The organism is Desulfoconvexum algidum, from assembly GCF_055382125.1.
Window position 1 is genome coordinate 6,145,847 of record NZ_AP042394.1, and the last position, 25,529, is coordinate 6,171,375.

Sequence of the window (25,529 nt, forward strand, 5' to 3'; positions counted from 1 at the left end):
TATAATTATTTTTCAAGTTTCAATAAGAAGGGAACGGCTGTAAATCCCACCAGGGCAGAAATGGTGAACATATTCTCAAGCCCTGCCACATCACCTATGGCCCCGACAATGACCACGGCAAAGGAGCGGGCGGCAAAAGAGACCATCATGAAAAGCCCGTTGGCGGCCGAAGGGTTATCCCTGGCCGTTTCCTGGACAAGGGCCAGCATAACAGGTGTTGTGGAAAGAACGGTAAACCCAGTGATCATCAGCATGGCAATCTTGAGGACGCCGGTGGTGAATACAAATACTAAAATGGCAACCGGTGCCACCATAAGGGCCCAGAACAAGACTCTGCGCCTGCCCATCCAATCGGAAAGGGTGCCGGCGGACAAAACCCCGGCCACCCCCAGGGCTTCATAAATGCCAAGGGCCAAGCCCCCATACCAGAGGCTTCCGGTTTTCCTTTCCACAAACACCGTTAAGAACATCCCCATGGATGCGTGCATAAAGGCCCTGGCTGTTAAAATACCGATCAGGGGGTTGAGCACATGGCGGATCTCCCGGTAGGAGGCAAGAAGAGATCCGTTCCTTCGAATGACGGTTTTCTCTTCCTCTCGTTCCAGGGTAAAATATAATAGGATGGAGGTGAGCACAGCAAAAACCATGACCCAGTGAAAATGATCCATACCAAGCACGGAAACGGCTGCCACGGCGAACAGAGGGCCAATGGTTCTGGCCAGTTCCCCGCCGGTCATGAAAAGACTCATGCCCCGGCCCTTTTTATCCCCTGAATACTTGGCCACCAACACCGGGGCCGGCACATGATAGAGGGCCACGGAAATCCCGGCGAAAAAAAACAGAATCAACAAAAGCCCATAGGAAGGGGTGATGCCAATGAGGCTCATGGGAATGGCGGTAAGGGTGGGGGCCAGAATCACCAGCCACCGGGCAAGCCCTTTGTTGTCTGCAACCAGGCCGATAAAAGGATTCAGCAATGCCGGTATCTGCATCACAGTGGACAAAAGCCCTGCCTGACTCAGGGTCAATGACAACCGCTCAATAATCAGGGGCAGCAGGGGGGATAAAAAGCTTGTATACGCATCATGGATAAAATGGGAAAAGGAGACAAGGGCAACTCTGGAGGTATAAAATTTTTGTTTTTCCATCCACCTCTAATATCATATATAAAACCAAATTGTAAAAAGATATATAGGGGATCATTTGGTCAGTTATTTATTCTGGGCCCTGACCTGGATAATTTGCCCCATGATGCTGACGGCAATTTCCGCCGGGGTTTCTGAATTGATATTAAGCCCAACGGGGGAATAGACCTGGTCCAGTGATCTTTGAGAAACGCCTTGTTGAATCAGATTGTCATAGATCTGATCGCGTTTCCGGCGGCTGCCGATCATCCCGATGTAGGCGGCTTTTGTCCCAAGAGCCTGCTCCAATACGGTCTGGTCGTGGAGATGTCCCCGGGTAAGGATGACAATATAGGCGTTCTTGTCAACGGCCAGTTCTTTAAGGGTTAGCTCATCAAAAACCGTAGCAAACTGGTCGGCCACATGGACGGTATGGGCATGTTCAAACCGGTTTGTATTGGCAAATTCAGCCCTGTCATCCACCACAATGGTTCGAAAATCCAATAAATGGGCCATCTTTGCTAACTGGAGCCCGACATGGCCGGCACCAAAGATATAAAGGGTATCATTGGTCTGGCTGGGTTCAATGATGAACTCTTCCAGGTTGTGGTTTTCCAGCACCGGTGCTGTGCCGGGAAACCGGTTATCCTGGATGTTATCAAGAAGGCTTTTTGGAACCAGATGGGGGCCGATGATGGTTCCATCGGGCAGGATCAGGCATTTGTCCGTGGTAAAGATGGCGCCGGAAAACCCCTGTATCCGGGAAACCAGCACATTTTTTTCCCCGGCCTTTTCCTGGGCTGCCATGGCGGTAAATATCTGGATAAGGGCTGATGACGACTCGGGAAATGTCTCAATCCAGACGGTGAGGTCCCCGCCGCAGACCATGTCCAATCCCTCCTTTAATTCCTGGTTCAAAATGAATTCTTTAATGTGACACTGGGGGCTTGCCATCATGGCAAGGCAATCCTCAATGACCCTGGCTTCCACCAGGCCGCCGCCAATGGTGCCGTATAACTGCCCGTCGGCGAGGACCACCATTTTGCTGCCCGAGGTTCTCGGGGTGGAGCCCTTGTGGGAGATAATAGTGGCCAGGGCAAAAGGAATTCCCTGGTTTAAACAATCGAGTATGTTCCGGGTGAGTGATTCCATGATTTTAGTCCCAAACTTATTCGTTAAACTCTATTTTCCAAAACTGCAGGAGGGAAATCGACACACTTTGCAACTGGAACAAAATCCCCCATGTCCCATTTTTACGATATCTGAGCGCTGGATACTTTCTCCGGCAAGCAATCGGGGCAAAATCAGGTCAAAGATGGACGCCCTGTGGTACATGACGCACCCTGGAAGCCCCACCACGGGAATATCCCCGATATACGCCAGCATGAACATGGCACCGGGAAGAACCGGAGCCCCATAGGAAACAATTTCACCCCCTGCCGCCCGGATGGCAGCCGGGGTCAAATCATCCGGATCCACGGACATACCACCGGTGACAGCAATCATCTGGGCCCCTTCCGCCATTAACTCCTGAATCGCGGATACAGTCATGGCAATCTCATCGGAAACGATAACTTTTCGGGTAATATGACTGCCAAGGGCCTCAAACTTCTTAGCCACCACAGGCCCAAACCCATCCCGGATCCGACCGCTGAAAACCTCGGATCCGGTTACCACCAATCCAACATCCAGCTTGGCCAGAGGTTTTACCTCGATGATGGGAAAATATTGTTTACAGATTTTTTCCGCTTCAATCACCTTGTTTTCATCAATGGACAGGGGGATGACCCGGGTGCCGGCAAGCTCCTGGTCCTTTTGAACCACCTGGTTCGTATGCAGGGTGGCAAAGATGACATCCTGGACCGAATTTAATCGTTCAAGGGCGGCCACATTGATCTTGAGCAGGCCCAGGGCGGTGGCGGCAAACCCTACCTTACCCTCCTTGGGATCGCTGATGGACAGCCCACGGCCCATGGCAGCCCGGGCAATGCGCAGGGCCGCATCATTTTCATGGACCTCTCCATCCAGACCGGACACATAGATATGTCGCTTGCCCAGGTCCAGCAATTTTTCCACGTCTGCCTGGGTAATGATATGGCCCTTCCTGAAACTAGGGCCCTTAAACAGGTCGGGCACAATTTCGGTGATGTCATGGAGCAGCACTTTGCCCACAGCATCCTGAACCGCCACGGCCTTTAGCGTTTCTTTTTCATAGTATTTCATTTAATAAATTCTTAAGTTCCATAATAATACTCAGGCAACCACAAGGCAATCTGGGGAAACATCATGATCAGGGCCAGGCCAAAACACATGAGCAAGACAAAGGGTACAATGGATTTATAGATGTCCATCAGGGTAATCTCCGGCGGGGCCATGGCTTTCATCAAAAACAGGTTATAGCCGAAGGGCGGTGTCATATAGGCGATCTGACAGGTGACCGTATACAGAACCCCGTACCAGATCGGGTTAAAGCCCATACTGATGATCAGCGGGATATACAGGGGTGCCACAATGACCAACATGGCGGTGTCGTCCAGAAACATGCCCATTAGGATGTAGGAAACCTGCATCATGATCAGCACCTGCCAGGGACCCAGGCCCCATTTTTCCAGGAACAGAATCTCAATGGCCTTGACCGCACCCAAACCGTCAAAAACTGCCCCGAAACAAAGAGCTGCCAGGATAATCCACATGAACATGCAGGAAACGCTCAGGGTCATGTGAAGGGTGTTGTCCAATACCTTCCGGGTGAGTCGTTTTTTGGCGATGGCCGCAATGGTGGCAGCGGCCGCTCCCACAGCAGAGCTTTCCACAAGGCTTGTGACACCGATCATGAACAGTCCGGTCACGGAAAAAATAATGGCCAGGGGCAGGATGCCGGCGTAGAGCAGCTGAAGTTTTTCTTTCATGGGCATCTCGCGCTCTTCTTTGGGAAGGGGCGGTCCCAGTTCTGGATTCAGTTTGCAGCGGATGGCAATATACCCCCCGAACAGAACTGCCAGCAGGAGACCGGGAAAAACACCGGCCAGCCAAAGCTGGCTCACGGGTTGCCGGGCAATCATGCCGTAAAGCACCAACACAATGCTGGGCGGCACCATGATCCCCAGGGAACTGCCTGCCTGGATCACACCGGTGACCATGATCTTGTCATATTTACGCTTAAGCATTTCGGGCAGGGCAATGCTGGTACCAATGGCCATACCGGCCACACTCAATCCGTTCATGGCGGAAATGGCCACCATGAGGACGATGGTCCCCAGGGCCAAACCGCCGGGTAAGGGCCCCATCCACACATGGAACATGCGATACAGATCGCCTGCTATGCCCGACTCGGATAACATATACCCCATAAAAATAAACAGGGGCAGGGTCAGCAGGGGATACCAGTTCAAAAGACCAATGCTGGCGTTAAACGGCATTTCACCGGCTCCGGTGCCTCCCCATAGAAAGAGGGCTGAAACAGCCGCAACAAACCCGACTGCTCCAAAAACACGCTGGCCGGTGACAAGCATGAGCATCAACGTGGAGAACATTAACAACGCAATATATTCATTACTCATACCAGTTCTTTTCCTCTCGCCTTTGCCAGGTCTCTAAAAAAGACGGCAATCGCCTGCAGCAGCATTAATAGTATTCCGATGACCATAATAATCTTGATAGGCGCCATGGGCGGTCCCCAGCTTGAATAATTTCTCTGGCCATATTGGAGGGAGTACAGGGTACTGGAAAGACCGCCGTAAAGAAGCACCACCAGGTAGAAAATCAGGAACCCCGAGGTGATTACATCCACCTTGGCACGTGTTTTTTCCGACCAGCGCTCATAGAGCACATCCATGCGAACATGGGCTTTAAGCTGCATGGAGTAGCCACCGCCAAGCAGGTAATATGCAGCCATCGTGAACTGTGCCATTTCCATTGTCCAGTCAAAGGGAACATCAAAAAATGTCCTGGAAATCGATGCAAACAAAAGAATGCCCATCATCACGAAAACCAAATACAGCGCAAACTTGCCCACCCGTCGGTTTACTGCATCAACACATCTTACATAGGTTTTTATTGCATTGGGCATAAAAACTTCCTTTGTGATCTTGTCAATTTGGGTTAAAGGTTAAATTGAGTACTGCCTTCCCGGACAATTTTCTTCCGAAAAGGCAGTGCATATCTTTAAAACAGCTTATTGGGTTTTAATACCGGTAGGGAGCACCGGCATCCCGCATGGTTTTGGCATACTCTTTTAAGATACCAACCACCTTGGCACTTCTGGCGCTTTTGGCACCAATCTCGTCCCAGTACTTGAGGGCTTCATCTTCCACTGTTTTCCATTCTGCGTCGGGAATGGTTGTCAGTTCCAGCTTTCCGCCTTTTGTTCTATAGTGGGCCTCTCCCCACCAATACCAGTATTGTCGGTGGTAATGGGAGCTGTCCATGGCCAGGTTGAACAATGTTTTCAAATGTTCGGGCAGGGCATCCCATTTTTTCGAATTGGCAAAATAAGAACCAGCCCAGGCACCGGAAATGTTGTTGGTCAGATAATATTTATTGACGTTTGCCCATCCCACAGTATAGGCCTCGGTAATACCGGACCAGGCAATGCCGTCCAGTTCTTTTGTCTGCATGGCCACTTCAACGTCTTCCCAGGGAAGGGTCACCGGGATAACCCCGAATTTTTTCAGGAATCTGCCGCCCGTAGGGAAGGTAAATACCCTTTTCCCCTTGAGGTCGGCAAGGCTTCTGATGGGTTCCTGGGTGGTGAAGTTACACGGATCCCAGGAACCGCACCCCAGCCAGGTGACATTTTTTATTTCAGAATAGGCTTCCTGCCAGATTTCTTTGAGTCCATAGTGATTAAACAAAACAGGAACATCCAGGGAATAACGGGATGCAAAGGGAAAGTAGGCACCGAACACAGAGACATCCACGGGTGCGCCGATGGAGTCTTCATCACTTTGGACGGCATCAATGGTGCCCCGCTGCATAGCCCGGAACAATTCACCCGTGGGAACCAGCTGATCGGCGTTGTACAGCTCTATGACCATTTCCCCATTGGCGGCTTTGTTAAAGGCATCAATGGAGGGTTTACAGACATGGGCTGCCAGCGAAGCACCGGCATAGGTCTGCATCCGCCACTTGATAGTTGTTTTTTTACCTGCAATGACCGAAGGGGCGGCAACCGCAGTTGCGGCCACTGCTGCAGCTGCTCCTGTTCCAACTTTCTTGATAAACTCGCGTCTTTTCATTCTGCTTAAGTTCCTTTGCTGATGTTTTGTTGACATTCAACCAATCCGAAAATCCTCGGTTAATGTTCCAAATATCCTGAACTTCCTAACGGCATATCTAACATTTCACCCAACAAACCATTTGTTGGTTAAAATGTTCCATGGACATCATCAAACCTGCCGGCAACCCTGAGGTCACCGGCAGGGGGATGTTTACACAAGTATTTTTCTAATCAAGGCCTTTACAACCTGTACCTTAAATGCATTTTTGGCAAGGGGGCTGACGGCTTCCACCGCAACCTCTCCTGCTGCCACTGCTGTTTCATCGCTGATGGGCTTGCCTTCAAGAAAGGCTTCAACTGCCTGTGCCCGCAATGGGATGGGTGCCACAGCACCCATAACGATGTTGGCATCTTTAATGACCTGACCGTCAAAGTTAAAGGAATAGGCCATACTGACAATGGGAAAATCAATGGCATTTCTGATTCGAAATTTCTGATAGCCCTGCCGGTTGTTCTTTGCCGGTGCGGGTATCTGTATTTCCTCCACAAGCTCACCCTGATCCAGAATGGTACACTTCATGATATCTGCTGCAAAGAAGTCGTCTGAACCTATAATTCTTCGGGTGGTTTTAATCCTGGCACCAAGGGCCATGAGGGCCGGCGCCATGTCCGAGGCATTCACCGCAATACAGCCGCAGTTCACACACCGGGAAGCTTCAGCCTGGATGTCGTCAAACCCTTTTATATCAACCCGCGAACATTTATCATGGCTGGCGCAATGCACCTCAAGAGTTTGGCCCAGGGGCATGCTGGTCTCTGGGGTAATCTTTGCAATGGAAAATGCCGTTTTACGACCAGCAGCAACGGCATGAATGACCGAAGCCGGTCCGCTGACGATGTCACCCCCGGCATAGACACCTTTCATGTTGGTTGCACAGGTCTTTTCATCGATGACAATCCAGCCGCGGTTGTTTTCCAGATCCCCTGCGTAGGCGATATCTGTGGACTGGCCGATTGCCAGAATAATCTGATCGGCCTCAATGGTCTGCTTAACAGCAGAATCAAACATAGGGTTAAACTGGCCGTTCTCATCAAACACCGATGTGCAGCTGACAACTTCCATCCCCATTACCTGGCCTTGTTTTTCCATGATTTTATCCGGACCAAAGGAAGGCTGGATAATAACGCCTTCATGGAGGGCCTCTGCGATTTCTTCCTCAAAAGCCGGCATGTTGTCCCGGGACTCAAGACATACCATGGTGACCTGGTCAGCGCCCATACGGCTGGCAGTGACGGCCACATCAACGGCCACGTTGCCGCCGCCGACAACCAGCACCCGTTTGCCCACAACAGGTTTTTCACCCAGCCCGAAGGCGGATAGAAAATCAATGCCCTGGGTCAAAAGTTCTGCTTTCTCCATGGGAAGACTTCTTTCCCCCCATGCGCCGGATGCCAGGAACACATTGGTAAATTTTGTTCGAAGCTCTTCCAGGGTGGCACCCGCATCTCCAACACTTACATTGAATTTGAACGAGATGCCCATGTTCTTGAAGGCGTCAATCTGACGTTGAACCACCGCCTTGGACAACCGATCCGCCGGGATACCATAGGTGAGCATTCCACCAGCTTCGGGCATTTTGTCATACACCGTCACCTGATATCCCGCTTTTCTCAAATAATATGCCGCCGATATACCGGCAGGTCCGGCACCGACAATGGCCACGCTCTCCTTGCGCTCCTTTTCAGGCGGCGCAAAAAACTCACCGGCGTTGTCAAGGATATAATCCCCCACAACCCGTTCGACATTCCGGATGGAAACGGCTTCGTCAAATTCGGCTCGATTGCATTTGGACTCGCACAAATGCGGGCAGACACGGCCGGTAATGGCCGGTATGGGATTGTTTGCAAGGACAATCAAAGCTGCACTTTGAAGATCTCCATTGCGAACAAATTCCATATAGGCAGGGATTTCAATACTTCCGGGACAGGTTTCGGAACAGGCGGGCTGGGCCACCCTCACGCTGCCAAAAATCGAATGGTACCGATTCTCCCCAAGAAGGGCGGCACATTTGGTACCGCCTTTTCTCAAACAATGGAACAGATCGTCCGGCGCCCGATAATACCAGCATCTGGGTTCCTGGCAGATGTTGCCGCCAAGGGTGCCCATGTTTCTCAGCTGGGGGGAAGCAACGGAATGGGCAGCCTGTGCCAGCAGTGTATATTGTTCCTTGATAATAGCGTCATTACAAATGTCGGTGAGGGTGGTCATGGCCCCTATGGCGAGGCCTTCGTCTGTGGCTTTCACATAATTTAAGTTTGGAATTGTCTTGAGATTTACCACCACCTCGGGGCCTTGGGCATGAATTTTGTCCTTGAGAACCCCCAGCAGATCTGTTCCGCCTGCAATGGCAACGGAACGTCCATTGGACGTTGACAAGATATCCGTGGCTTCCGCAAGAGACGAAGCAGATATGTGTTTGAAATTTCTTAGCGTCATCTTTTTCTCCTTAAACCTTTCCCAGAGCCCGGAGTATTTTCTCGGGCTTGATCGGAATATCATTAATTCTGACACCGATGGCATTGTAAATTGCATTCATGATGGCCCGCGGTGTGCAGGTCAGGGTGCCTTCGCCAATTCCGCATGCACCGTACTCCCCGGCACCCTTCCAGACCTCAAGAAGGATGGGGTCAATGTCGGGCATGTCCGCCATGGTGGGAATCTTATAATCAATAAAATTAAAATTCAAGGGCACTCCGGTTATCTCGTCATAGATAATTTCTTCGGTCAGGGCTTCACCCAATCCCATAACCTGACCCCCCACCTGCTGAGCTTCGGCACCGGAAGCAAACATGACGGTACCGCAGTCATTGATCACCACCAGATGCAGCACATCCACTTTCCCGGTATCCATGTCCACTTCCACTTCGGCAAAATTGGCAAAGTAAGGAACCCCTGTTTTTTCGCCATTGGGCAATCTGCTTTTCGTGATGGTTATGGGTACCAGGTCTCCCTGGAATAAAAGCTCTTTCACGGTGAGTCCTCGATCTGGATCTTTCTTAACGAAAATACGGCCGTCCACAATATCCATATCTGCAGGTTTTGCCTTGAGAACAGGTTCTGCCCTGTCAAGAACCTCTCGTCTAACCTCATCCACGGCCGCAGCGATGACTTCAGACTGCAGGTAGGACACGGCACTGTCGGTCTGGACACAGTCTTTCAGGCTGGTGTCGGTGTTGACCATGTGATTCCAGTGAATCTTTTCCGGGGTAACTCCCAGAAAATTCAAGGACTCGGCACACCCCAGAACGTTACAGGTATTTGAACCGGTTCCGGTTTCCACGGTGGGGGCATTGAGGATAACGGTACCATCGGGGTTCAAGATGATGGAAATCGGAATATGCCCCCGGCGTACTTCCTGCCATTCCGCATGCCATGCGGGGTGAATCGAAAAACCGACACCCCGTTTTTTGGTCTTGTCATAGACAGGTCCCTGACCGGGCTTGTTGCGTTTTTCTTTCCATCCGATCTTTTCGGCACCCTGTTTCAGCACTTCCGTCAGACTTTTGTCCGGAAGGGTTTCCCACTCATGGCCAAAATTTTTGATGCACAGATCAATGGGGTCCATGTCCAATTTTTCGGCCAGAAGATCAATGACATGCCCGAAAATAAGATTGAACTGGGAATTACCAACGCCCCGCATCATACAGGCCGGCAGTTTATTGGTATAAACAGCATAGGATTCCAGCTTCACATTGGGAATATGGGCAAAGGAAACCTCAGAAATTTCCAGGGGGGCAAATTTCAAGGCAAAAATAGAATGATCCGCATAGGCGCCGGTATTGCCGATGGACTTAAAATACAGGGAGGTGATGGTGCCATCTCGTTTAGCACCGACCTTGGCTGTATAGATCGTGGGTTGACGGGAATCATGGAAACTTTCCCGGCGAGTATGTTTAAACTTTACAGGGCGACCTGTTTTCTTGGAAAGAACGGCTGTAAAAAGGAAAAAGGGCTGCTCGCCTGTGTCTCCCCGGCCAAACTGTCCGCCGACATAGGAACTGATAACCGCAACCTTGTGCAGGGGCAGATCCAGCATCTGGCTGATATGCATGCGGGTTTGGTCCGCTTCATAGGAATTGGAGTAGAGGGTCAATTTCTCATCTGTCCAATCTACCAGGCAACACCAGTTATCAAGGGAGGCCTGGGTGGCATTGTGATGGGTTGAGGTGGCCTCGATCACAACTTCGGCATCGGCAAAACCAGTGTCCACATCGCCCTTGTCCAAAAACACATCCTCCCCCCCCATTTTTTCCGGGGGCAGCACATTGTTCGGGGTCATATCCGGATGAATCACCGGCGCACCCGGTTTCATGGCTTCGATTGGGTCAAGAACAAAGGGAAACACCTCCCAGTCGACTTTGATCAGCCGGATGGCTTCATCGGCAATCTCTTCGCTCTCTGCGGCCACAACAGCACCAACTTCATCGGTTACCCAGCAGGCATAGTCTCCCAATACCCGACGGTCATTAAACTGATTCCACATTTTCCCATCATAGGAGACCGTATCCACCCCATCAGTCCAACCGGCATTGGTGGGTCGAAGGGATGCAAACTCCGGGTCCTTGTAGGTCATCACAGAGACAACTCCGGGAAGTACTTTGGCCCGGCTCACATCAATATCCTTAATGCGGGCATGGGCATGGGGACTGCGCAGAACCTTTGCATACAGCATACCGGGAAATCGACTGTTGATGGTTATATCATCAACATATTCGACTTTTCCCCGGGCCTTTTCCCAGGCGTCTATTTTCGGCCGGTAGCCGCCGACAAATTTACGATTCGAGTTCGGCCGCGGTGTGTAAGGTTGTTTCATGAGGCGTCTCCTTTTTTCGCAATTTTTTCGGAAGCGTGGGTCACGGCCTGGGCAATACCTGCATAGCAACCGCACCGACAGATGTGCCCGGAAAGGGCTTCCTTGACCTCGGCCATGGTGGGTATGGGATTCTCATCCAGCAGTGCTTTGGTGCTCATCACAAAACCGGGAGTGCAAATACCGCACTGCAGGGCTGTTCCATATCCGGGTTCACACTGCTGGGCAAAGGCTTCCACAATGGGATCATCCTTGGCAAGGCCTTCAATGGTGAGTATCTCATGCCCGTTGGCCTCAACGGCGAGAATCATGCACGACAATACGGATTTGCCATCCATGATAACGGTGCAGGCACCGCACCCCCCTTCGTCACAGGACACTTTCAGGCCGGTAAAGCCCAACTTTTCTCTCAACAGATAGGAAAGGGTCATGGTGGGTGAAATATCACGCTCCGGTTCAAAATTATGCCAGCACCCATTAATCTTGATCTTTATTTCGGATGGTGGCGCGGCAACGGTCTTCTTGGTACCTTCAGATGATTTAGGCATTGCTCATCCCCTTGGTTAGTCTATAATAAACATTACAAATAAATTTCATCACTCTTAATAACTTCATTTTCGTTTGTCAATACAAAACCATTTAACTTCCGCAAAAAAACTACTTTTTTATGCAAAAAAAATAATAATAAATACTTTTTTATGCGGAAAACATAAAAAAATAGAAACAAGATTAGAGTAACTCCAGGGCCAATACCCTCAAGAAACAATTCTTGCTGGGTGCAAATCAGGCTTTGATTTTTTAATATCAATGAAACCCATACACGTTTTTTTGCCTTTTTACCAGCAAAAGAAGAATGACAATCCCTAAAAATTCCTGCACCCGCCCGGGCAACAAATTTAACAACCACAAGACAAATTCAGAACTTGCACGATGCCGTGAAGTATTATAACACTGATGACAGAGTTACTCTTTAAGAAGGATTAAGGAAAAAAACATGACAAAAACAATGCTTATCCGGGAGGCTGTCCCCACAGATATAGACTCGCTTGTTTCCCTCTTATCTGAGCTTTTCTCAATTGAAAGAGACTTCACCTTTGATGCCCGTGTCCAGGCCCGGGGCCTTGCACTCATGTTAGACGGATGCGGCAAACACCGAACCATCAAGGTCGCCTGCGACGGGGCAAAAATTTTGGGCATGTGCACGGCCCAAACACGAATTTCAACGGCCCGGGGCGGTATCACGGCGGTGGTAGAAGATATGGTGGTGAATAAAGACCATAGAGGAAAGGGCATTGGATCTCAACTGCTCAGGGCAGTGGAACAATGGGCAGTACTCCGGGGTATTGACCGATTGCAACTGCTGGCTGACAGGGACAACACACCAGGCCTTACCTTTTATGAAAAAGAAAATTGGCAGCCTACCCAGCTCATCTGCCTGACAAAATTTTTATAAAGACCCTTTTTATACATAGGAATTCGATTGCCCCCCATACTTTCTTACGCTTTCGTAACTATCCCTCCATCCTTCCCAAAAACAACCGGGCACAAAAATTCTTAAGCCCGGTTTAGCTGTAGCCCTTAAAATATAGGAGCAGGACTACCGCCCTACTGGCTATGCAAAAATATTGATTACAAGTTTATTTGTTACATTTTTGGACTCTTTTTAAATACACATTTGTATTTTTTAAAGACTAATTGCCCATTATTTCATACGCTTGTCTTTTTAAAACGGAACTCTAAATAATTTATTTTGTTTAATATCATATACTTATAATTTTATGCTCTTTTTCATCCCTATCTGGTCTATCCGTTGCAATACCATGATTTACCAACGAAAGGGAACGAAGGCAAACTGAACCATTAAACGAGGATATTCAACATGAGAAAGATTGCTATTTATGGAAAAGGCGGCATCGGCAAATCAACCACCACCCAGAACACCGTGGCAGGGCTTGTGGAGGCAGGAAATAAAATAATGGTGGTGGGATGTGACCCTAAGGCAGACTCCACCCGGCTGCTTCTCAACGGCCTTGCCCAGAAAACGGTATTGGACACCCTGAGGGAGGAAGGAGAGGACGTTCTTTTGGAAGATGTCAGAAAAGAAGGCTACGGCGGCACCCTGTGCACGGAATCCGGAGGACCCGAGCCAGGTGTTGGGTGTGCAGGACGCGGCATCATCACCTCCATCAATCTGTTGGAACAGCTGGGGGCCTATTCCGAAGACCAAAACCTGGATTATATATTTTATGATGTATTGGGCGATGTGGTTTGCGGTGGTTTTGCCATGCCCATGCGAGAAGGCAAGGCACAGGAAATTTATATCGTGGTCTCCGGCGAGATGATGGCCATGTATGCGGCCAACAATATCTGCAAGGGAATCGTAAAATTTGCAGAATCCGGCGGCATTCGACTGGGAGGCCTTATCTGCAACTCAAGAGCCGTGGCCAATGAATATGAAATGATCGAAGTCCTAGCCCAGAAACTGGGAACCCAGTTGCTTCATTTTATCCCCAGGGAAAACATGGTCCAGCAAGCAGAAATCCACAGAAAAACGGTAATTGAATTTGCCCCTGACCATCCCCAGGCCGATGAATACAGGGCCCTGGCCAAGAAGATCAACGACAACAAGATGTTTGTCATCCCCACCCCCATTGAAATGGAAGAACTGGAAGCCCTGCTCATCAAACACGGGATTGCTGCCTAGGACCCTTACCAAACTTATAGAAAAGGAAGCTATACAAAATGAAAATAATGATCAAATCCATTATCCGCCCGGAAAAGGTAAACCAGGTCATGGCCGCCCTCATGGAGGCGGGATTTCCCGCCGTCACCCGCATGAGCGTCGCAGGGCGAGGAAAACAGCGGGGAATTAAAATTGGTGAGATTACCTATGATGAAATTCCCAAAGAAATGCTGCTGTCGGTTGTGGATGAAAAGGATCGAGAATTTGTGCTCAAGACTATCATGACAACTGCCAAAACCGGAGAAAAAGGGGCTTTTGGCGATGGGAAGATATTTGTCAGTCCCGTTGACGAGGCTTACACAATCAGCTCGGGCCTCAAGGAGGAAGAAGGCACATTGGCAGAGGTGGGCCCATGAAAGAGATCATGGCGATCATCCGCATGAACAAGATCAATGCCACCAAAAAGGCCTTGATTGAAGCTGGGGTTTCTTCGATGACCGCCTCGGAAGCCCTGGGCCGGGGGAAAGGTCTGGTGAACATGGATCTGCTAAAGGGGGCCGAGCAGGGGTATGAAGAAGCCATCTCCCAGTTGGGTCAAATGGACCGGCTGATTCCCAAACGGGTCATTTTCCTGGTGGTTCCGGAAAAACTGGTCAAAAAGACGGTCAAAACCATCATGGCCGCCAATCAAACCGGAAAATCCGGAGACGGGGTGATCTGGGTAATGCCAACCCTTGACGCCTTGTCCGTGAGAACCAATGAACATGGGAATAAGGTTCTGGACGATTTTTAAGACGGATCTTTAATCCAGATATGACTATTTAAGACAGATTATAAGGGTGACACTATGAGTTGCGACGCTAAAAACACGATTGATCCGACAGAGCTCAAACGGGAAATTCTGTCAAAATATCCGGCCAAGGTGGCCCGGAAAAGATCAAAACAGATTGTTATCAACCAGGTGGATGATGAGGGCAATGTCCCGGAGATCGGGGCCAACGTCAGAACCGTACCCGGGTTGATTACCCAAAGGGGCTGCTCCTATGCCGGGTGTAAAGGGGTGATCATGGGACCCACCCGGGACATTGTCAATATTACCCACGGGCCCATTGGATGCGGATTCTACAGCTGGCTGACCCGGCGAAACCAGACCAAACCTCCCACGGATGCAGATGACAATTTCATCACCTATTGTTTTTCAACAGACATGCAGGACAAGGACATTGTGTTCGGGGGTGAAAAAAAGCTCAAGGCTGCTGTCCAGGAGGCCTATGATATTTTTAAACCCAAGGCCATTTCCATCTTTTCCACCTGCCCCGTGGGACTCATCGGCGATGATGTCCATGCCGTGGCCAGGGAAATGAAGGAAAAATTAGGGATCAACGTGTTCGGGTTCTCCTGTGAAGGATACAGGGGCGTGAGCCAGTCCGCTGGTCATCACATTGCCAACAACGGAATTTTTTCCCATGTGGTGGGCAGGGACGACACCATCATGGATGCCGAATTTAAGATCAACCTTCTGGGGGAATACAATATCGGCGGAGACGGATTTGAGATAGACCGGATCCTGGGTCGCTGTGGTATCAGCGTGGTGTCTACCTTTTCCGGGAACTCCACCTATGACCAGTTTGCCAATTCCCATACCGCAGACTTAAATACCGTCATGTGCCATCGGTCCATCAATTATGTGGCCGATATGATGGAAGAAAAATATGGGATTCCCTGGATAAAAATCAACTTTATCGGAGCGGCGGCTACGGCTAAGGCCCTGCGGAAAATTGCCGCATATTTTGAAGATGAGGCCCTCATTGCAAGGGTAGAAGCGGTGATCCAAGAAGAGATGCCCGCCGTTGAAACCAAATGTCTGGATGTAAAAAAACGCTGCGACGGAAAAACCGCCATGCTGTTTGTGGGGGGCTCCCGTGCCCATCATTACCAGGAATTGTTCCGGGAAATCGGTATTCGAACCATCTCGGCCGGATATGAATTTGCCCACAGGGACGATTACGAAGGCCGCAAGGTAATTCCGGAGATCAAGCTTGATGCCGATTCCCGAAATATCGAAGAGCTGACCATCGAACAGGACCCTGACAAATATGCAGCCCGGAAAACCGATGAACAGATCCAGTCACTGGAAGCAGCCGGCAACCAATTCAAAGATTACAAGGGAATGATGCCGGAAATGGAGAAAGAAACCCTGATCATCGACGACCCCAGCCAGTTTGAAACGGAAACCCTGCTTGAGATGTACAAGCCGGATATCTATTGTGCCGGCATCAAGGAAAAATATGCCATCCAAAAAAGCGGTATTCCCATGAAACAGCTTCATTCCTATGATTCCGGCGGACCCTATGCCGGATTTAAAGGAGCTGTTAATTTTTATGAAGAAATCGACCGCATGATCAACGCCAATATCTGGGCATATCTTGAAGCCCCCTGGCAGGCAGCCCCCGAACTGTCCGCAAAATATGCGTGGGAATAAACGATAAAATTATTAAGGAGAGGCAAAACAAATGCTGCTCAGACATACCAAGAAAGAAATATTAGAACGAAGCTCTTTGACCGTTAACCCGGCCAAAACCTGTCAGCCCATTGGGGCCATGTACGCGTCCTTAGGGATTCAGGGATGCCTGCCCCATAGCCACGGGTCCCAGGGGTGCTGCGCCTACCATCGGTCTGCCTTGACCCGCCATTACCGGGAACCTATCATGGCAGCCACCAGCTCATTTACCGAAGGATCCTCCGTGTTCGGGGGCCAGGCAAACCTGGTCCAGGCCATTGACAATATTTTTACCACCTATGAACCCGACCTCATTGCAGTTCACACCACCTGCCTGTCCGAAACCATAGGAGATGATGTTAACCAGATTGCCATCAAGGCCAGAAAGGACGGAAAAGTCCCCGAAGGAAAATATGTAATCCATGCGGCCACCCCCTCCTATGTGGGGTCCCATGTGACCGGATTTTCCAACATGACCAAAGCTATGGCAATCCAGTTTGCAAAAAAAACAGGCGTCTCCAATAATAAATTCAATATAGTCCCCGGCTATGTGGAACCCTCGGACATGACGGAAATCAAACGCATGGTCACAACTTTGGGAATTGATTCCATTATGTTTCCAGATACCTCGGGAATCCTCAACGGACCTTTGACCGGAAAATATTCCATGTTTCCCAAGGGAGGGGTCAGCGTGGAGGAACTCAAAAGCACCGGCGACAGCATCGGAAGTCTTGCCCTGGGACCCATTGCCTCGGCCGATGCCGTCAGGGCCCTGGACACAAAATTTAAAGTTCCCTGCCAGGTTCTGGACCTGCCCATCGGCCTTCTGGCAACGGACCGGTTTGTGGATGCCCTTAGAATAGCAGCCGGCGTTTGTGTCCCCGATACGATTACCCGGGAAAGGGGACAGCTGTTGGATGTCATCTCGGACATGCACCAATATCTTTACGGGAAAAAAGTTGCCCTGGTGGGTGATCCGGATCACCTGATTTCTCTGACCGAATTTTTGGTCTCCATGGGTATGAAACCCTGCCACATTGTGACCGGCACCCCGGGAAAATCTTTTGAAAAAAGAATCAGGCAGATCACAGCCCACCTGGATTATGAGGTCAATGTACGGGCTTCCGGCGACATGTTCCTGCTCCACCAGTGGATTAAAAATGAACCGGTGGACCTGCTCATGGCAAACACCTACGGCAAATACATTGCCAGGGATGAGGATATTCCCTTTGTCCGGTATGGATTTCCCATCACCGACCGGGTGGGCCACTCCTATTTTCCCACCCTGGGGTACCAGGGAGGGATCCGGCTGTTGGAAAAAATACTGGATGTGCTCATGGATCGGCTGGACCGGGATGCCCCGGAAGAAAAATTTGAACTGGTAATGTAGATTAGACAGCCAGAGGATAAACAAAGGATAAACAAATGGAATCCATATCTGTTTTAAAAGCGAGACAAGGGCAAATTTTTCAGAAAGGGTCTGAAAAATTTGACATGACCTGCGAGAAAAAAAGCCTGGCAGGGGCTGTCAGCCAGCGGGCCTGTGTTTTCTGCGGCTCCCGGGTAGTACTTTACCCCATTGCAGATGCCCTGCACCTGATCCACGGTCCCATTGGCTGCGCCTCCTATACCTGGGATATCAGGGGCGCCCTTTCTTCGGGTCCCCAGCTCCACCGGATGAGTTTTTCCACGGACCTGTCGGAAACAGATGTGGTTTTTGGCGGAGAAAAAAAACTTGAACTCGCATTGTACGAATTGATTGAGAAATACAGCCCAAAGGCCGCCTTTATTTATTGCACCTGTATTGTGGGAATTATCGGTGATGATGTGGAAGCGGTTTGCAGGCGAGTGGAAGCCCGTGTAAACATTCCGGTCATCCCGGTTCACTCGGAAGGATTTAAGGGTACCAAAAAAGACGGGTATAAAGCCGCATGCGACGCATTGTTCAACCTGATTCAAAGAAACAATCCCAAAGATATTCCCTCACCGGAAAAGATTCCCTTGAGCATCAATATCATGGGAGAATTCAACATTGGCGGGGAAACCTGGATCATTAAACGATACTATGAAGAAATGGGAATAAAGGTAGTATCGGTATTCACCGGGGACGGCCGGGTAGAAGAAATAGCCGGGTCTGCCAGGGCCTGCCTCAATGTGGTCCAATGCTCGGGGTCTGTCACCGAACTTGCTAAAATGATGGAAAAGGCCCATGGAATTCCGTTTATCCGTGTCTCCTATTTTGGCATTGAAGACACGGCCGATGCCCTCTACCAGGTGGCCGCCTTTTTCGATAAGGACCCATCCATTCTTGAAAAGACCCAGGAGATTGTCAGACGGGAAGTAAACCAGATAATTCCCAGATTAGAAACCTATAAACGAGACCTTGCAGGGAAGAAAGCCGCTATTTATGTTGGGGGGGCCTTCAAAGCTTTCTCCCTGATCAAGGCACTTAAAACCCTGGGGATGGAAGTGATCCTGGCCGGTTCCCAGACCGGCACCCCGGAAGATTACGAAATTTTGCGAGAGATGTGCAATGACGGCACGGTGATTCTGGACGATGCCAACCCCCTGGAACTTGCCAAATATGTCATAGAAAAAGATGCCGATCTGTTCATCGGTGGCGTAAAGGAACGGCCCATTGCCTATAAGATGGGCGTGGGGTTCTGTGACCACAACCATGAAAGAAAAATCCCCCTGGCCGGGTTCATCGGCATGGAAAACTTTGCAAAAGAAGTTCATGAAACCGTGACCAGCCCCATCTGGGACCTGGTTCCCAGACGGGCCGGTAAACTGCGTGCTGACGCTGTTGCGCTTAAGCCTTTCCTAAACAAATGATGAAACCAATTATAGAATCAACCCTATAACCAATTGTGTAACCTATTGTGTAACCTATTGTGTAAAAGAGAGGACAAACCCATGACCCAGACCAAGACCACACAACACTATACAGCTACCCAGAATGCCTGTAAAATGTGTACCCCCCTGGGAGCTGCCCTGGCATTCCAGGGTATCGAAAGAACCGTTCCCCTGCTCCATGGTTCCCAGGGATGTTCCACCTATATGCGCAGATATCTGATCAGCCACTTTAAAGAACCCGTGGATATTGCCTCTTCCAATTTCAGCGAAGAGACCGCCATCTTTGGCGGGGGCGCCAACCTGAAACTGGCCATTGAAAATGTCGCCCGGCAATACACCCCGGCCATGATCGGCATTGCCTCCACCTGTTTGAGTGAAACCATCGGGGATGACGTGTCCATGATTCTCGCCCAAATAGGCGACACCATCAATGGCACAGCCCTTGTCCATGTGTCAACGCCCTCCTATACCGGCACCCACATGGATGGATTTCACCAGGCCGTGGCAGCCGTGGTGGACCGGTTTAACCCGGCCAACAAACGGCAAGCCTATAAACCAAAAAAAAAACGAACCATCAATGTGTTCCCCGGGATGCTCTCCAACGAAGACATCCGACATTTAAAGGAAATATTTGAGGATTTTAAAACCCATCACGCCATCCTCCCGGATTATTCAGAACGGCTGGAAGGACCTTCCTGGCTTGAATATCAGCCCATCCAGGAAGGGGGCACTCCCCTTGGCGTCATTGAAAAAATGCATGTGGCCTCCCACAGCCTGGAACTGGGGTCTATCCTCTCTCTCATGGTGGAGAAGGGCACAAAGAGTGCCGGGGCCCTCCTGTCCGACCGGTTCAATATCCCCTGCACCCGCATGGAAATTCCCATGGGCGTCAAAGCCTGTGATCGGTTTTTTAAACATATGGAAACCATCACCGGAAAACCCACGCCGGAAAAATATAAAAAACAAAAATGGCGGCTGGTGGACGCCTATGTGGATGGAAACAAATATATTTCCAAAAAGCGGGCCGTCATTTATGGAGAAGAGGACTTTGTCGCAAGCCTTGCCGGATTCCTGGCAGAAGTGGGCATTATCCCGGTGCTCTGCGCTTCCGGAGGCCACAGCGGACACCTTAAAAAAGCCCTGAAGGCCAATATCCCGGAACGGATTTTTGACCAGATGACCATCCAGGACAATATGGACTTTACCCAGATGGAAGAGATCGCCCGGAACCTGGAGCCGGACCTGGCAATCGGCAATTCCAAAGGATATGCCATGGCCAGACAGCTCAATATCCCTTTGGTGCGCATGGGATTTCCCATCCATGACCGGGTGGGGGGATCGCGCATCCTTCACATCGGATACAAGGGCGCCCAGAACTTATTTGACACCATCATCAACACCCTTCTGCACAAAAGCCAGGCAGAATCGTCCGTTGGTTATTCTTATATGTAGAAAAAAGAAAATTTAAGAAAAGGAAATACAATGACGCTTTCAAACCATCCCTGTTTTAATCCCAAGGCATGCAAAAGCTTTGGCCGCGTTCACCTCCCCATTGCACCTGCCTGCAATATCCAGTGCAATTTTTGCAACCGGAAATTTGACTGTGTAAACGAAAGCCGGCCCGGAGTTACAAGTTCCATTCTCTCCCCGGATCAGGCCATGGCCTATCTTGAAGAGGTAATGGCTGTTAAAGAAGGCATATCGGTTGTGGGCATTGCAGGACCGGGAGACCCCTTTGCCAATCCGGTTCAGACCATGACCACATTGCAGCTGGTTCGCCAGACCTATCCTGATATGCTCTTGTGTGTGGCCTCCAACGGTCTCAACCTCACCCCCTACCTGGATGACCTGAAAGCCCTCGATGTCAGCCATGTGAGCATTACCGTCAATGCTGTGGATCCTATGATAGGAGAAAAGGTCTACGCCTGGGTCAGGGACAACAAAAAAACCCTGGGGCCGGAAATGGGGGCGCGGCTTTTGCTGGAAAGACAGCTTCAAGCCATCAAAGGATTGAAAGACCGGGGCATCATCGTCAAGGTAAACACCATTGTCCTGCCGGGGATCAATGACTTTCATGTGGAAGAGATTGCCAAAAAAATGGCAACCCTGGACGTGGATCTCTTTAATTGCATGGCCTATTTCCCCAATGAAGGGGCCAATTTATCCCATTTAAAAGAGCCCGGCACCGAGGTAATGAAAAAAATCCAGAATACGGCCAAGGCCCATATTCCCCAGATGCTGCATTGCAAAAGATGCCGGGCAGATGCCGTGGGACGGCTGGATGAAGCAACCGATACCCGTCTCATGGACCGGTTGGTTGAAATTGCCGCTGCTCCCAAGCCATTCCCGGAATCAACCTGGACCCCAAAGAAAAAGATACCGGCAAAGGAAACACAGGAAGTGCTTGACAGACCCTATATTGCCGTGGCCACCCGGGAAGGGGTGTTGATCAACCAACACCTGGGGGAGGCACAAACTTTAAGCGTCTATGATATCAGCAATGAAACCCCGGTGATGATTGAAAAGCGCCGGTTGTCAAAACCCGGGGGAAAAGATTTCAGATGGTTTGCCGTGGCAGACACCATTAAAGACTGCCATCAGCTCCTGGTAAGCGGGATTGGGTCGGCGCCTAGAAAAATTCTTACCCAGCGAGGAATTAAAATATTGGAAATCAACGGCATGATAGATTCGGTCATCACTGCCCTGAAAAAAGAACAGGATATCAGCCACCTTCTCGTCCGGGAACACAGCAGTTGCGGCGAAGAATGCCGGGGAACCGGAATGGGGTGCATGTAAAAAAAAGGAGAAAAAATGAACAAGCCTGAAAAACACATATTGGTCTGTGCCAGTTTCCGTCCCAGCGGAGAAACCAAGGGAAAATGCCACAAAAAAGGATCCAGCGCCTTTCTGCCCTATATTGAAAATGAGATTATTGACCGGGGAATGACCGATGTCATCGTCTCTTCCACCTGTTGCCTTAAATACTGCGATGAGGGCCCTGTCATGGTGGTCTATCCGGACAACACCTGGTATGGCGGGGTGGACAGTGAAGATGCCATTGATACCATTCTCGATGCCATGGAAGACGGCGGTGTTGCCACGGAATATGAATTAAAATGATCCCGCCCCCGAAACATCTAAAACAGATCCAACAAAACCGGATCTGCCAAAAACAAATATGGATGGTGGATACCACCCTCAGGGACGGGGAACAGGCCCCGGGGGTGGTATTTAGCTCACAAGAAAAGCAAGAAATTGCCAAAAGCCTTGCAGAATGCGGCATTGATGAAATCGAAGCAGGCATCCCCGCCATGGGGGAGATGGCCTGCCAGGATATAAAAAATCTTGTTCAACTGGGTCTTCCCTGCACCCTCACCAGTTGGTGCCGGGCAAAAAAAGCGGATGTTGACCTTGCCGCAGCCTGCAACACGCCTGGGGTACACATCAGCTTCCCCACCTCGTCCATTCTGTTAAAAACCTTTGATAAGGACGAAGCCTGGGCCCTGGATACCCTGGAGGAGATAGTCCTTTACAGCAAACGCCATTTTGATCATGTCTCGGTGGGAGCCCAGGACGCCACCCGGACAGAAGGGCGGTTTTTAACTCAATTTGCACGCCTTGCCCTTGACTGCGGCGTCCACAGGCTTCGCATCGCAGACACCGTGGGGATGGCAAGCCCTGCCATGGTCATGGAAATGGTCTCGAACCTGTTAACCACCCTGCCCGGACTTTCCCTGGAATTCCACGGACACAATGATCTGGGCATGGCCACGGCCAATGCCGTCTCCGCCGTGGATGCCGGGGCCCAATCTCTGAGTGTGACCGTTAACGGCCTGGGGGAAAGGGCAGGCAATGCCCCCCTGGAAGAGACGGCCATGGCCCTGTTCGGCGTGGGCCCCCACCGGTCAAATATTCAATTGTCAGGTTTGACCCGGCTCTGCCTTCGGGTGGCAGAACTGTCCGGCCAAACCCTGGCCCCGTCAAAGCCGGTGGTGGGCACTAGAATCTTCTCCCATGAGTCGGGAATCCATTGTGCCGGGCTCTTAAAAGATTCAAGCTCTTATCAATTGTTTGATCCCAAACTTGTGGGAAACCAGGCCGGCCAATTTGTCATCGGGTATCACTCGGGCACAGCCGGTATCCGCCACCTCCTCAACACCCAGGGGATATCACTGAGCAAACGAGATGCCCGGCAACTGCTGCCCCTTATCAGACAAAAAGCTCTGGAACAAAAAAAAGCCCTGTCCCTAAACGAGTTGAAACAACTTCACAGGACCTGGCAAACGGTTTAATGGTAATGGAAAGCGTTATCAATACCCCGAAAAAAGGAGAACAAATGACCATTGCAAATGCCCTGACTTTTATTAAAAGAGCACAGAAAGATTCCGGTTTGAGAAGCGCATTGAACCGAGCGCCAAGTGCAGTTGAATTTTCTTTGATTTTGATGAATGAAAGTCTCAAATTTTCATCCCATGAATTTGAAGAAGCTTTTTCCATGAAATTGGTCAATTGCCAGGAACCTGAAGAGGCAGAAGACCTTCGGGCTTTTAAAGCCTGGTGGGATCTTCTTTGCATGAGCCACACCAGAGCTGACAAAAAGACTGCCTAACCCTATAATAAAGGAAAAATAAAAGATGACCATACAAATACAACCACGAGTGGAAAAGGATAATTCCCCGGACTGGATGACCTGGCTGAATAACGGAGACCAATATTTTAAGGCGGCAACCCCCACGGGTAAAAAAAGTCGGTTTGGAACGGATTTAAGATACAATCTTCTTTCCATGTCTTTGGAGGGGTATATCATGGCCATATCCGGATATCATAAGAATCTGCCGGACAACCATACCTATACGGACCTCATCGCTGGCCTGGAAAGGGTTATGCCCATTGCCCCCTCCCTTAAAGCCAGAATACTAAAGCATGAAAGTATCCAAAGCATCTGTTCCATAGAAAATTATCACCGCAGCCATCCCAGTGAAACGGTTCTCAAGGAATTAAAAGAGGCCATCGAAGAAATTGCAGAAATTGCCCACCAGACCTGTTCCCCCTGATTCCCGTCCCGGATTCGGTTCCAAGCACCTGGTTGGCAGCAAAGGCCAATCCAAAGATTTGACTTATCTTTCCAGCCATACTATGAATTGAATATCTTATTTTTAAAATCATATGGAGGTGGTATGGAAAAGATAAAATACAAGGCCTTTATCGTAGAAGAAACTTCAGACAAGAACTTTTCCCACGCCGTGAAAGAGGCGAACGTTGACGATCTGCCCCAGGGGGAGGTCCTCATCCGGGTGAAGTATTCTTCCCTGAACTATAAGGATGCGCTGTCTGCCTCTGGCAATAAAGGGGTAACCCGGAAATATCCCCACACCCCAGGCATTGATGCGGCAGGCATTGTGGAACAAAGCCAGGTACAGGCCTTTAAAAAAGGAGACGCTGTCATTGTGACCTCCTATGACCTGGGCATGAATACCGCCGGCGGTTTTGGCCAGTATATCCGTGTCCCTGCCGGCTGGGTAGTGCCCCTGCCCAAGGGCCTGAGCTTAGAACAAAGCATGATCCTCGGCACGGCAGGATTTACAGCTGCCATGTCAGTTGAACGACTGATTTACGGGGTAACACCTGACCAGGGGCCCATTCTTGTAACCGGTGCCACCGGCGGAGTGGGGTCCCTTGCCTGCGCAATACTTGTTAAACTGGGATATACCGTTGATGCGGTATCAGGCAAACCCGACACCGGATTCCTGGAAGGTTTGGGGGTTAAGAACGTCATTGACCGGGGAAAATTTCTTGAAAAAACCGGTCCCCCTATTTTGAAACCCCGTTGGGCAGGGGTTATTGATACCGTGGGTGGCGATATTTTGGCCACGGCCATCAAATCCACCGATGCCTGGGGCGTTGTTACCTGCTGCGGCAACGTCGCTTCCCCGGACCTGCCCATCAATGTTTTTCCCTTTATTTTAAGGGGAGTCTCGTTAATCGGTATTGACTCCCAGCATTGTCCCATGCCCTTGCGCCAAACCCTCTGGGAACATCTTTCAACAGACTGGAAACCCAAGATGTTGGAAAGCATGGTAACCCGGGTGAGTCTTGAAAACCTTGGGGCCCGTATTGAACAAATACTCAAGGGACAGCTGCGGGGCAGAACTCTTGTAGATCTGGGATAATCCCCTCCATTGCAATAATAAAGTGAAATCCGGGTATTGACAATCCCCCCAAATTTGGTAGACATGAACATGGGGAAGATCAAAAAAATCTTCTCTATTTATCACCA

24 protein-coding genes are annotated in these 25,529 nt (G+C 50.1%); 14 read left to right on the forward strand and 10 right to left on the reverse strand.

What is annotated here, in order from left to right:
• Window positions 1-5 precede the first annotated feature (5 nt).
• From ACZ45G_RS27635 to ACZ45G_RS27680, 10 genes are all read right to left on the reverse strand, one after another.
• Window positions 6-1,148 (reverse strand): MFS transporter, encoded by a 1,143-nt coding sequence (locus ACZ45G_RS27635; protein WP_464173806.1) that lies wholly within the window; start codon window positions 1,146-1,148, stop codon window positions 6-8.
• 63 nt (window positions 1,149-1,211) lie between these two features.
• Window positions 1,212-2,276 (reverse strand): XdhC family aldehyde oxidoreductase maturation factor, encoded by a 1,065-nt coding sequence (locus tag ACZ45G_RS27640; protein ID WP_464173807.1) that lies wholly within the window; start codon window positions 2,274-2,276, stop codon window positions 1,212-1,214.
• Between the two features lie 30 nt (window positions 2,277-2,306).
• Window positions 2,307-3,347, reverse strand: coding sequence for a molybdopterin-binding protein (locus ACZ45G_RS27645; protein ID WP_464173808.1), 1,041 nt, complete (start codon window positions 3,345-3,347; stop codon window positions 2,307-2,309).
• Window positions 3,348-3,358: 11 nt separating this feature from the next.
• Complete coding sequence (locus ACZ45G_RS27650; protein WP_464173809.1) at window positions 3,359-4,684, reverse strand: TRAP transporter large permease; 1,326 nt, start codon at window positions 4,682-4,684, stop codon at window positions 3,359-3,361.
• A complete protein-coding gene (locus ACZ45G_RS27655; RefSeq protein ID WP_464173810.1) occupies window positions 4,681-5,193 on the reverse strand; it encodes a TRAP transporter small permease subunit in 513 nt (170 codons plus the stop codon). Before ACZ45G_RS27655 ends, ACZ45G_RS27650 begins: the two co-directional genes overlap by 4 nt.
• Window positions 5,194-5,308: 115 nt before the next feature.
• Window positions 5,309-6,361, reverse strand: a complete 1,053-nt coding sequence (locus ACZ45G_RS27660) for a TRAP transporter substrate-binding protein (protein WP_464173811.1) — start codon at window positions 6,359-6,361, stop codon at window positions 5,309-5,311.
• A 192-nt stretch (window positions 6,362-6,553) separates the two neighbouring features.
• Window positions 6,554-8,839 (reverse strand): FAD-dependent oxidoreductase, encoded by a 2,286-nt coding sequence (locus tag ACZ45G_RS27665; RefSeq protein ID WP_464173812.1) that lies wholly within the window; start codon window positions 8,837-8,839, stop codon window positions 6,554-6,556.
• Window positions 8,840-8,849: 10 nt separating this feature from the next.
• A complete protein-coding gene (locus ACZ45G_RS27670) occupies window positions 8,850-11,216 on the reverse strand; it encodes a xanthine dehydrogenase family protein molybdopterin-binding subunit (protein WP_464173813.1) in 2,367 nt (788 codons plus the stop codon).
• Window positions 11,213-11,761: a (2Fe-2S)-binding protein gene (locus ACZ45G_RS27675; protein ID WP_464173814.1), complete on the reverse strand. Its 549-nt coding sequence runs from the start codon at window positions 11,759-11,761 to the stop codon at window positions 11,213-11,215. The genes ACZ45G_RS27670 and ACZ45G_RS27675 overlap by 4 nt, the downstream gene beginning before the upstream one ends.
• A 32-nt stretch (window positions 11,762-11,793) precedes the next feature.
• On the reverse strand, window positions 11,794-12,120 hold the full coding sequence (locus ACZ45G_RS27680) for a hypothetical protein (protein WP_464173815.1): 327 nt from the start codon (window positions 12,118-12,120) through the stop codon (window positions 11,794-11,796).
• 87 nt (window positions 12,121-12,207) lie between these two features.
• Between ACZ45G_RS27680 and ACZ45G_RS27685 the strand changes: the two genes are divergently transcribed.
• The 14 genes from ACZ45G_RS27685 to ACZ45G_RS27750 all read left to right on the forward strand — a co-directional run bounded on the left by ACZ45G_RS27685 (window position 12,208) and on the right by ACZ45G_RS27750 (window position 25,422).
• Window positions 12,208-12,666: an N-acetyltransferase family protein gene (locus ACZ45G_RS27685; RefSeq protein ID WP_464173816.1), complete on the forward strand. Its 459-nt coding sequence runs from the start codon at window positions 12,208-12,210 to the stop codon at window positions 12,664-12,666.
• Window positions 12,667-13,092: 426 nt separating this feature from the next.
• Complete coding sequence (nifH, locus tag ACZ45G_RS27690; RefSeq protein ID WP_464173817.1) at window positions 13,093-13,917, forward strand: nitrogenase iron protein; 825 nt, start codon at window positions 13,093-13,095, stop codon at window positions 13,915-13,917.
• Between the two features lie 38 nt (window positions 13,918-13,955).
• On the forward strand, window positions 13,956-14,312 hold the full coding sequence (locus ACZ45G_RS27695) for a P-II family nitrogen regulator (RefSeq protein ID WP_464173818.1): 357 nt from the start codon (window positions 13,956-13,958) through the stop codon (window positions 14,310-14,312).
• Complete coding sequence (locus ACZ45G_RS27700; RefSeq protein WP_464173819.1) at window positions 14,309-14,689, forward strand: P-II family nitrogen regulator; 381 nt, start codon at window positions 14,309-14,311, stop codon at window positions 14,687-14,689. The genes ACZ45G_RS27695 and ACZ45G_RS27700 overlap by 4 nt, the downstream gene beginning before the upstream one ends.
• Before the next feature lie 54 nt (window positions 14,690-14,743).
• The gene (gene nifD, locus ACZ45G_RS27705) at window positions 14,744-16,378 is read left to right on the forward strand and encodes a nitrogenase molybdenum-iron protein alpha chain (RefSeq protein WP_464173820.1); all 1,635 of its coding nucleotides are present in this window, start codon (window positions 14,744-14,746) and stop codon (window positions 16,376-16,378) included.
• A 31-nt stretch (window positions 16,379-16,409) separates the two neighbouring features.
• Window positions 16,410-17,786 (forward strand): nitrogenase molybdenum-iron protein subunit beta, encoded by a 1,377-nt coding sequence (gene nifK / locus ACZ45G_RS27710; protein ID WP_464173821.1) that lies wholly within the window; start codon window positions 16,410-16,412, stop codon window positions 17,784-17,786.
• Between the two features lie 35 nt (window positions 17,787-17,821).
• Window positions 17,822-19,231 carry a nitrogenase iron-molybdenum cofactor biosynthesis protein NifE gene (nifE, locus tag ACZ45G_RS27715; RefSeq protein ID WP_464173822.1) on the forward strand — a complete coding sequence of 470 codons (1,410 nt, stop codon included), beginning with the start codon at window positions 17,822-17,824 and terminating at the stop codon, window positions 19,229-19,231.
• Window positions 19,232-19,312: 81 nt separating this feature from the next.
• Window positions 19,313-20,704 (forward strand): nitrogenase component 1, encoded by a 1,392-nt coding sequence (locus ACZ45G_RS27720; protein ID WP_464173823.1) that lies wholly within the window; start codon window positions 19,313-19,315, stop codon window positions 20,702-20,704.
• A gap of 30 nt (window positions 20,705-20,734) precedes the next feature.
• Window positions 20,735-22,048 carry a nitrogenase cofactor biosynthesis protein NifB gene (gene nifB, locus ACZ45G_RS27725; RefSeq protein WP_464173824.1) on the forward strand — a complete coding sequence of 438 codons (1,314 nt, stop codon included), beginning with the start codon at window positions 20,735-20,737 and terminating at the stop codon, window positions 22,046-22,048.
• 15 nt (window positions 22,049-22,063) lie between these two features.
• Entirely contained in the window at window positions 22,064-22,372 is a 309-nt protein-coding gene (locus tag ACZ45G_RS27730; RefSeq protein ID WP_464173825.1) for a (2Fe-2S) ferredoxin domain-containing protein, read from the forward strand.
• The gene (locus tag ACZ45G_RS27735; protein WP_464173826.1) at window positions 22,369-23,544 is read left to right on the forward strand and encodes a homocitrate synthase/isopropylmalate synthase family protein; all 1,176 of its coding nucleotides are present in this window, start codon (window positions 22,369-22,371) and stop codon (window positions 23,542-23,544) included. The genes ACZ45G_RS27730 and ACZ45G_RS27735 overlap by 4 nt, the downstream gene beginning before the upstream one ends.
• Window positions 23,545-23,588: 44 nt before the next feature.
• Complete coding sequence (locus tag ACZ45G_RS27740) at window positions 23,589-23,861, forward strand: hypothetical protein (protein WP_464173827.1); 273 nt, start codon at window positions 23,589-23,591, stop codon at window positions 23,859-23,861.
• 25 nt (window positions 23,862-23,886) lie between these two features.
• Entirely contained in the window at window positions 23,887-24,306 is a 420-nt protein-coding gene (locus tag ACZ45G_RS27745) for a hypothetical protein (protein ID WP_464173828.1), read from the forward strand.
• 123 nt (window positions 24,307-24,429) lie between these two features.
• Window positions 24,430-25,422, forward strand: coding sequence for a YhdH/YhfP family quinone oxidoreductase (locus ACZ45G_RS27750; RefSeq protein ID WP_464173829.1), 993 nt, complete (start codon window positions 24,430-24,432; stop codon window positions 25,420-25,422).
• The last annotated feature ends 107 nt before the right edge of the window (window positions 25,423-25,529 follow it).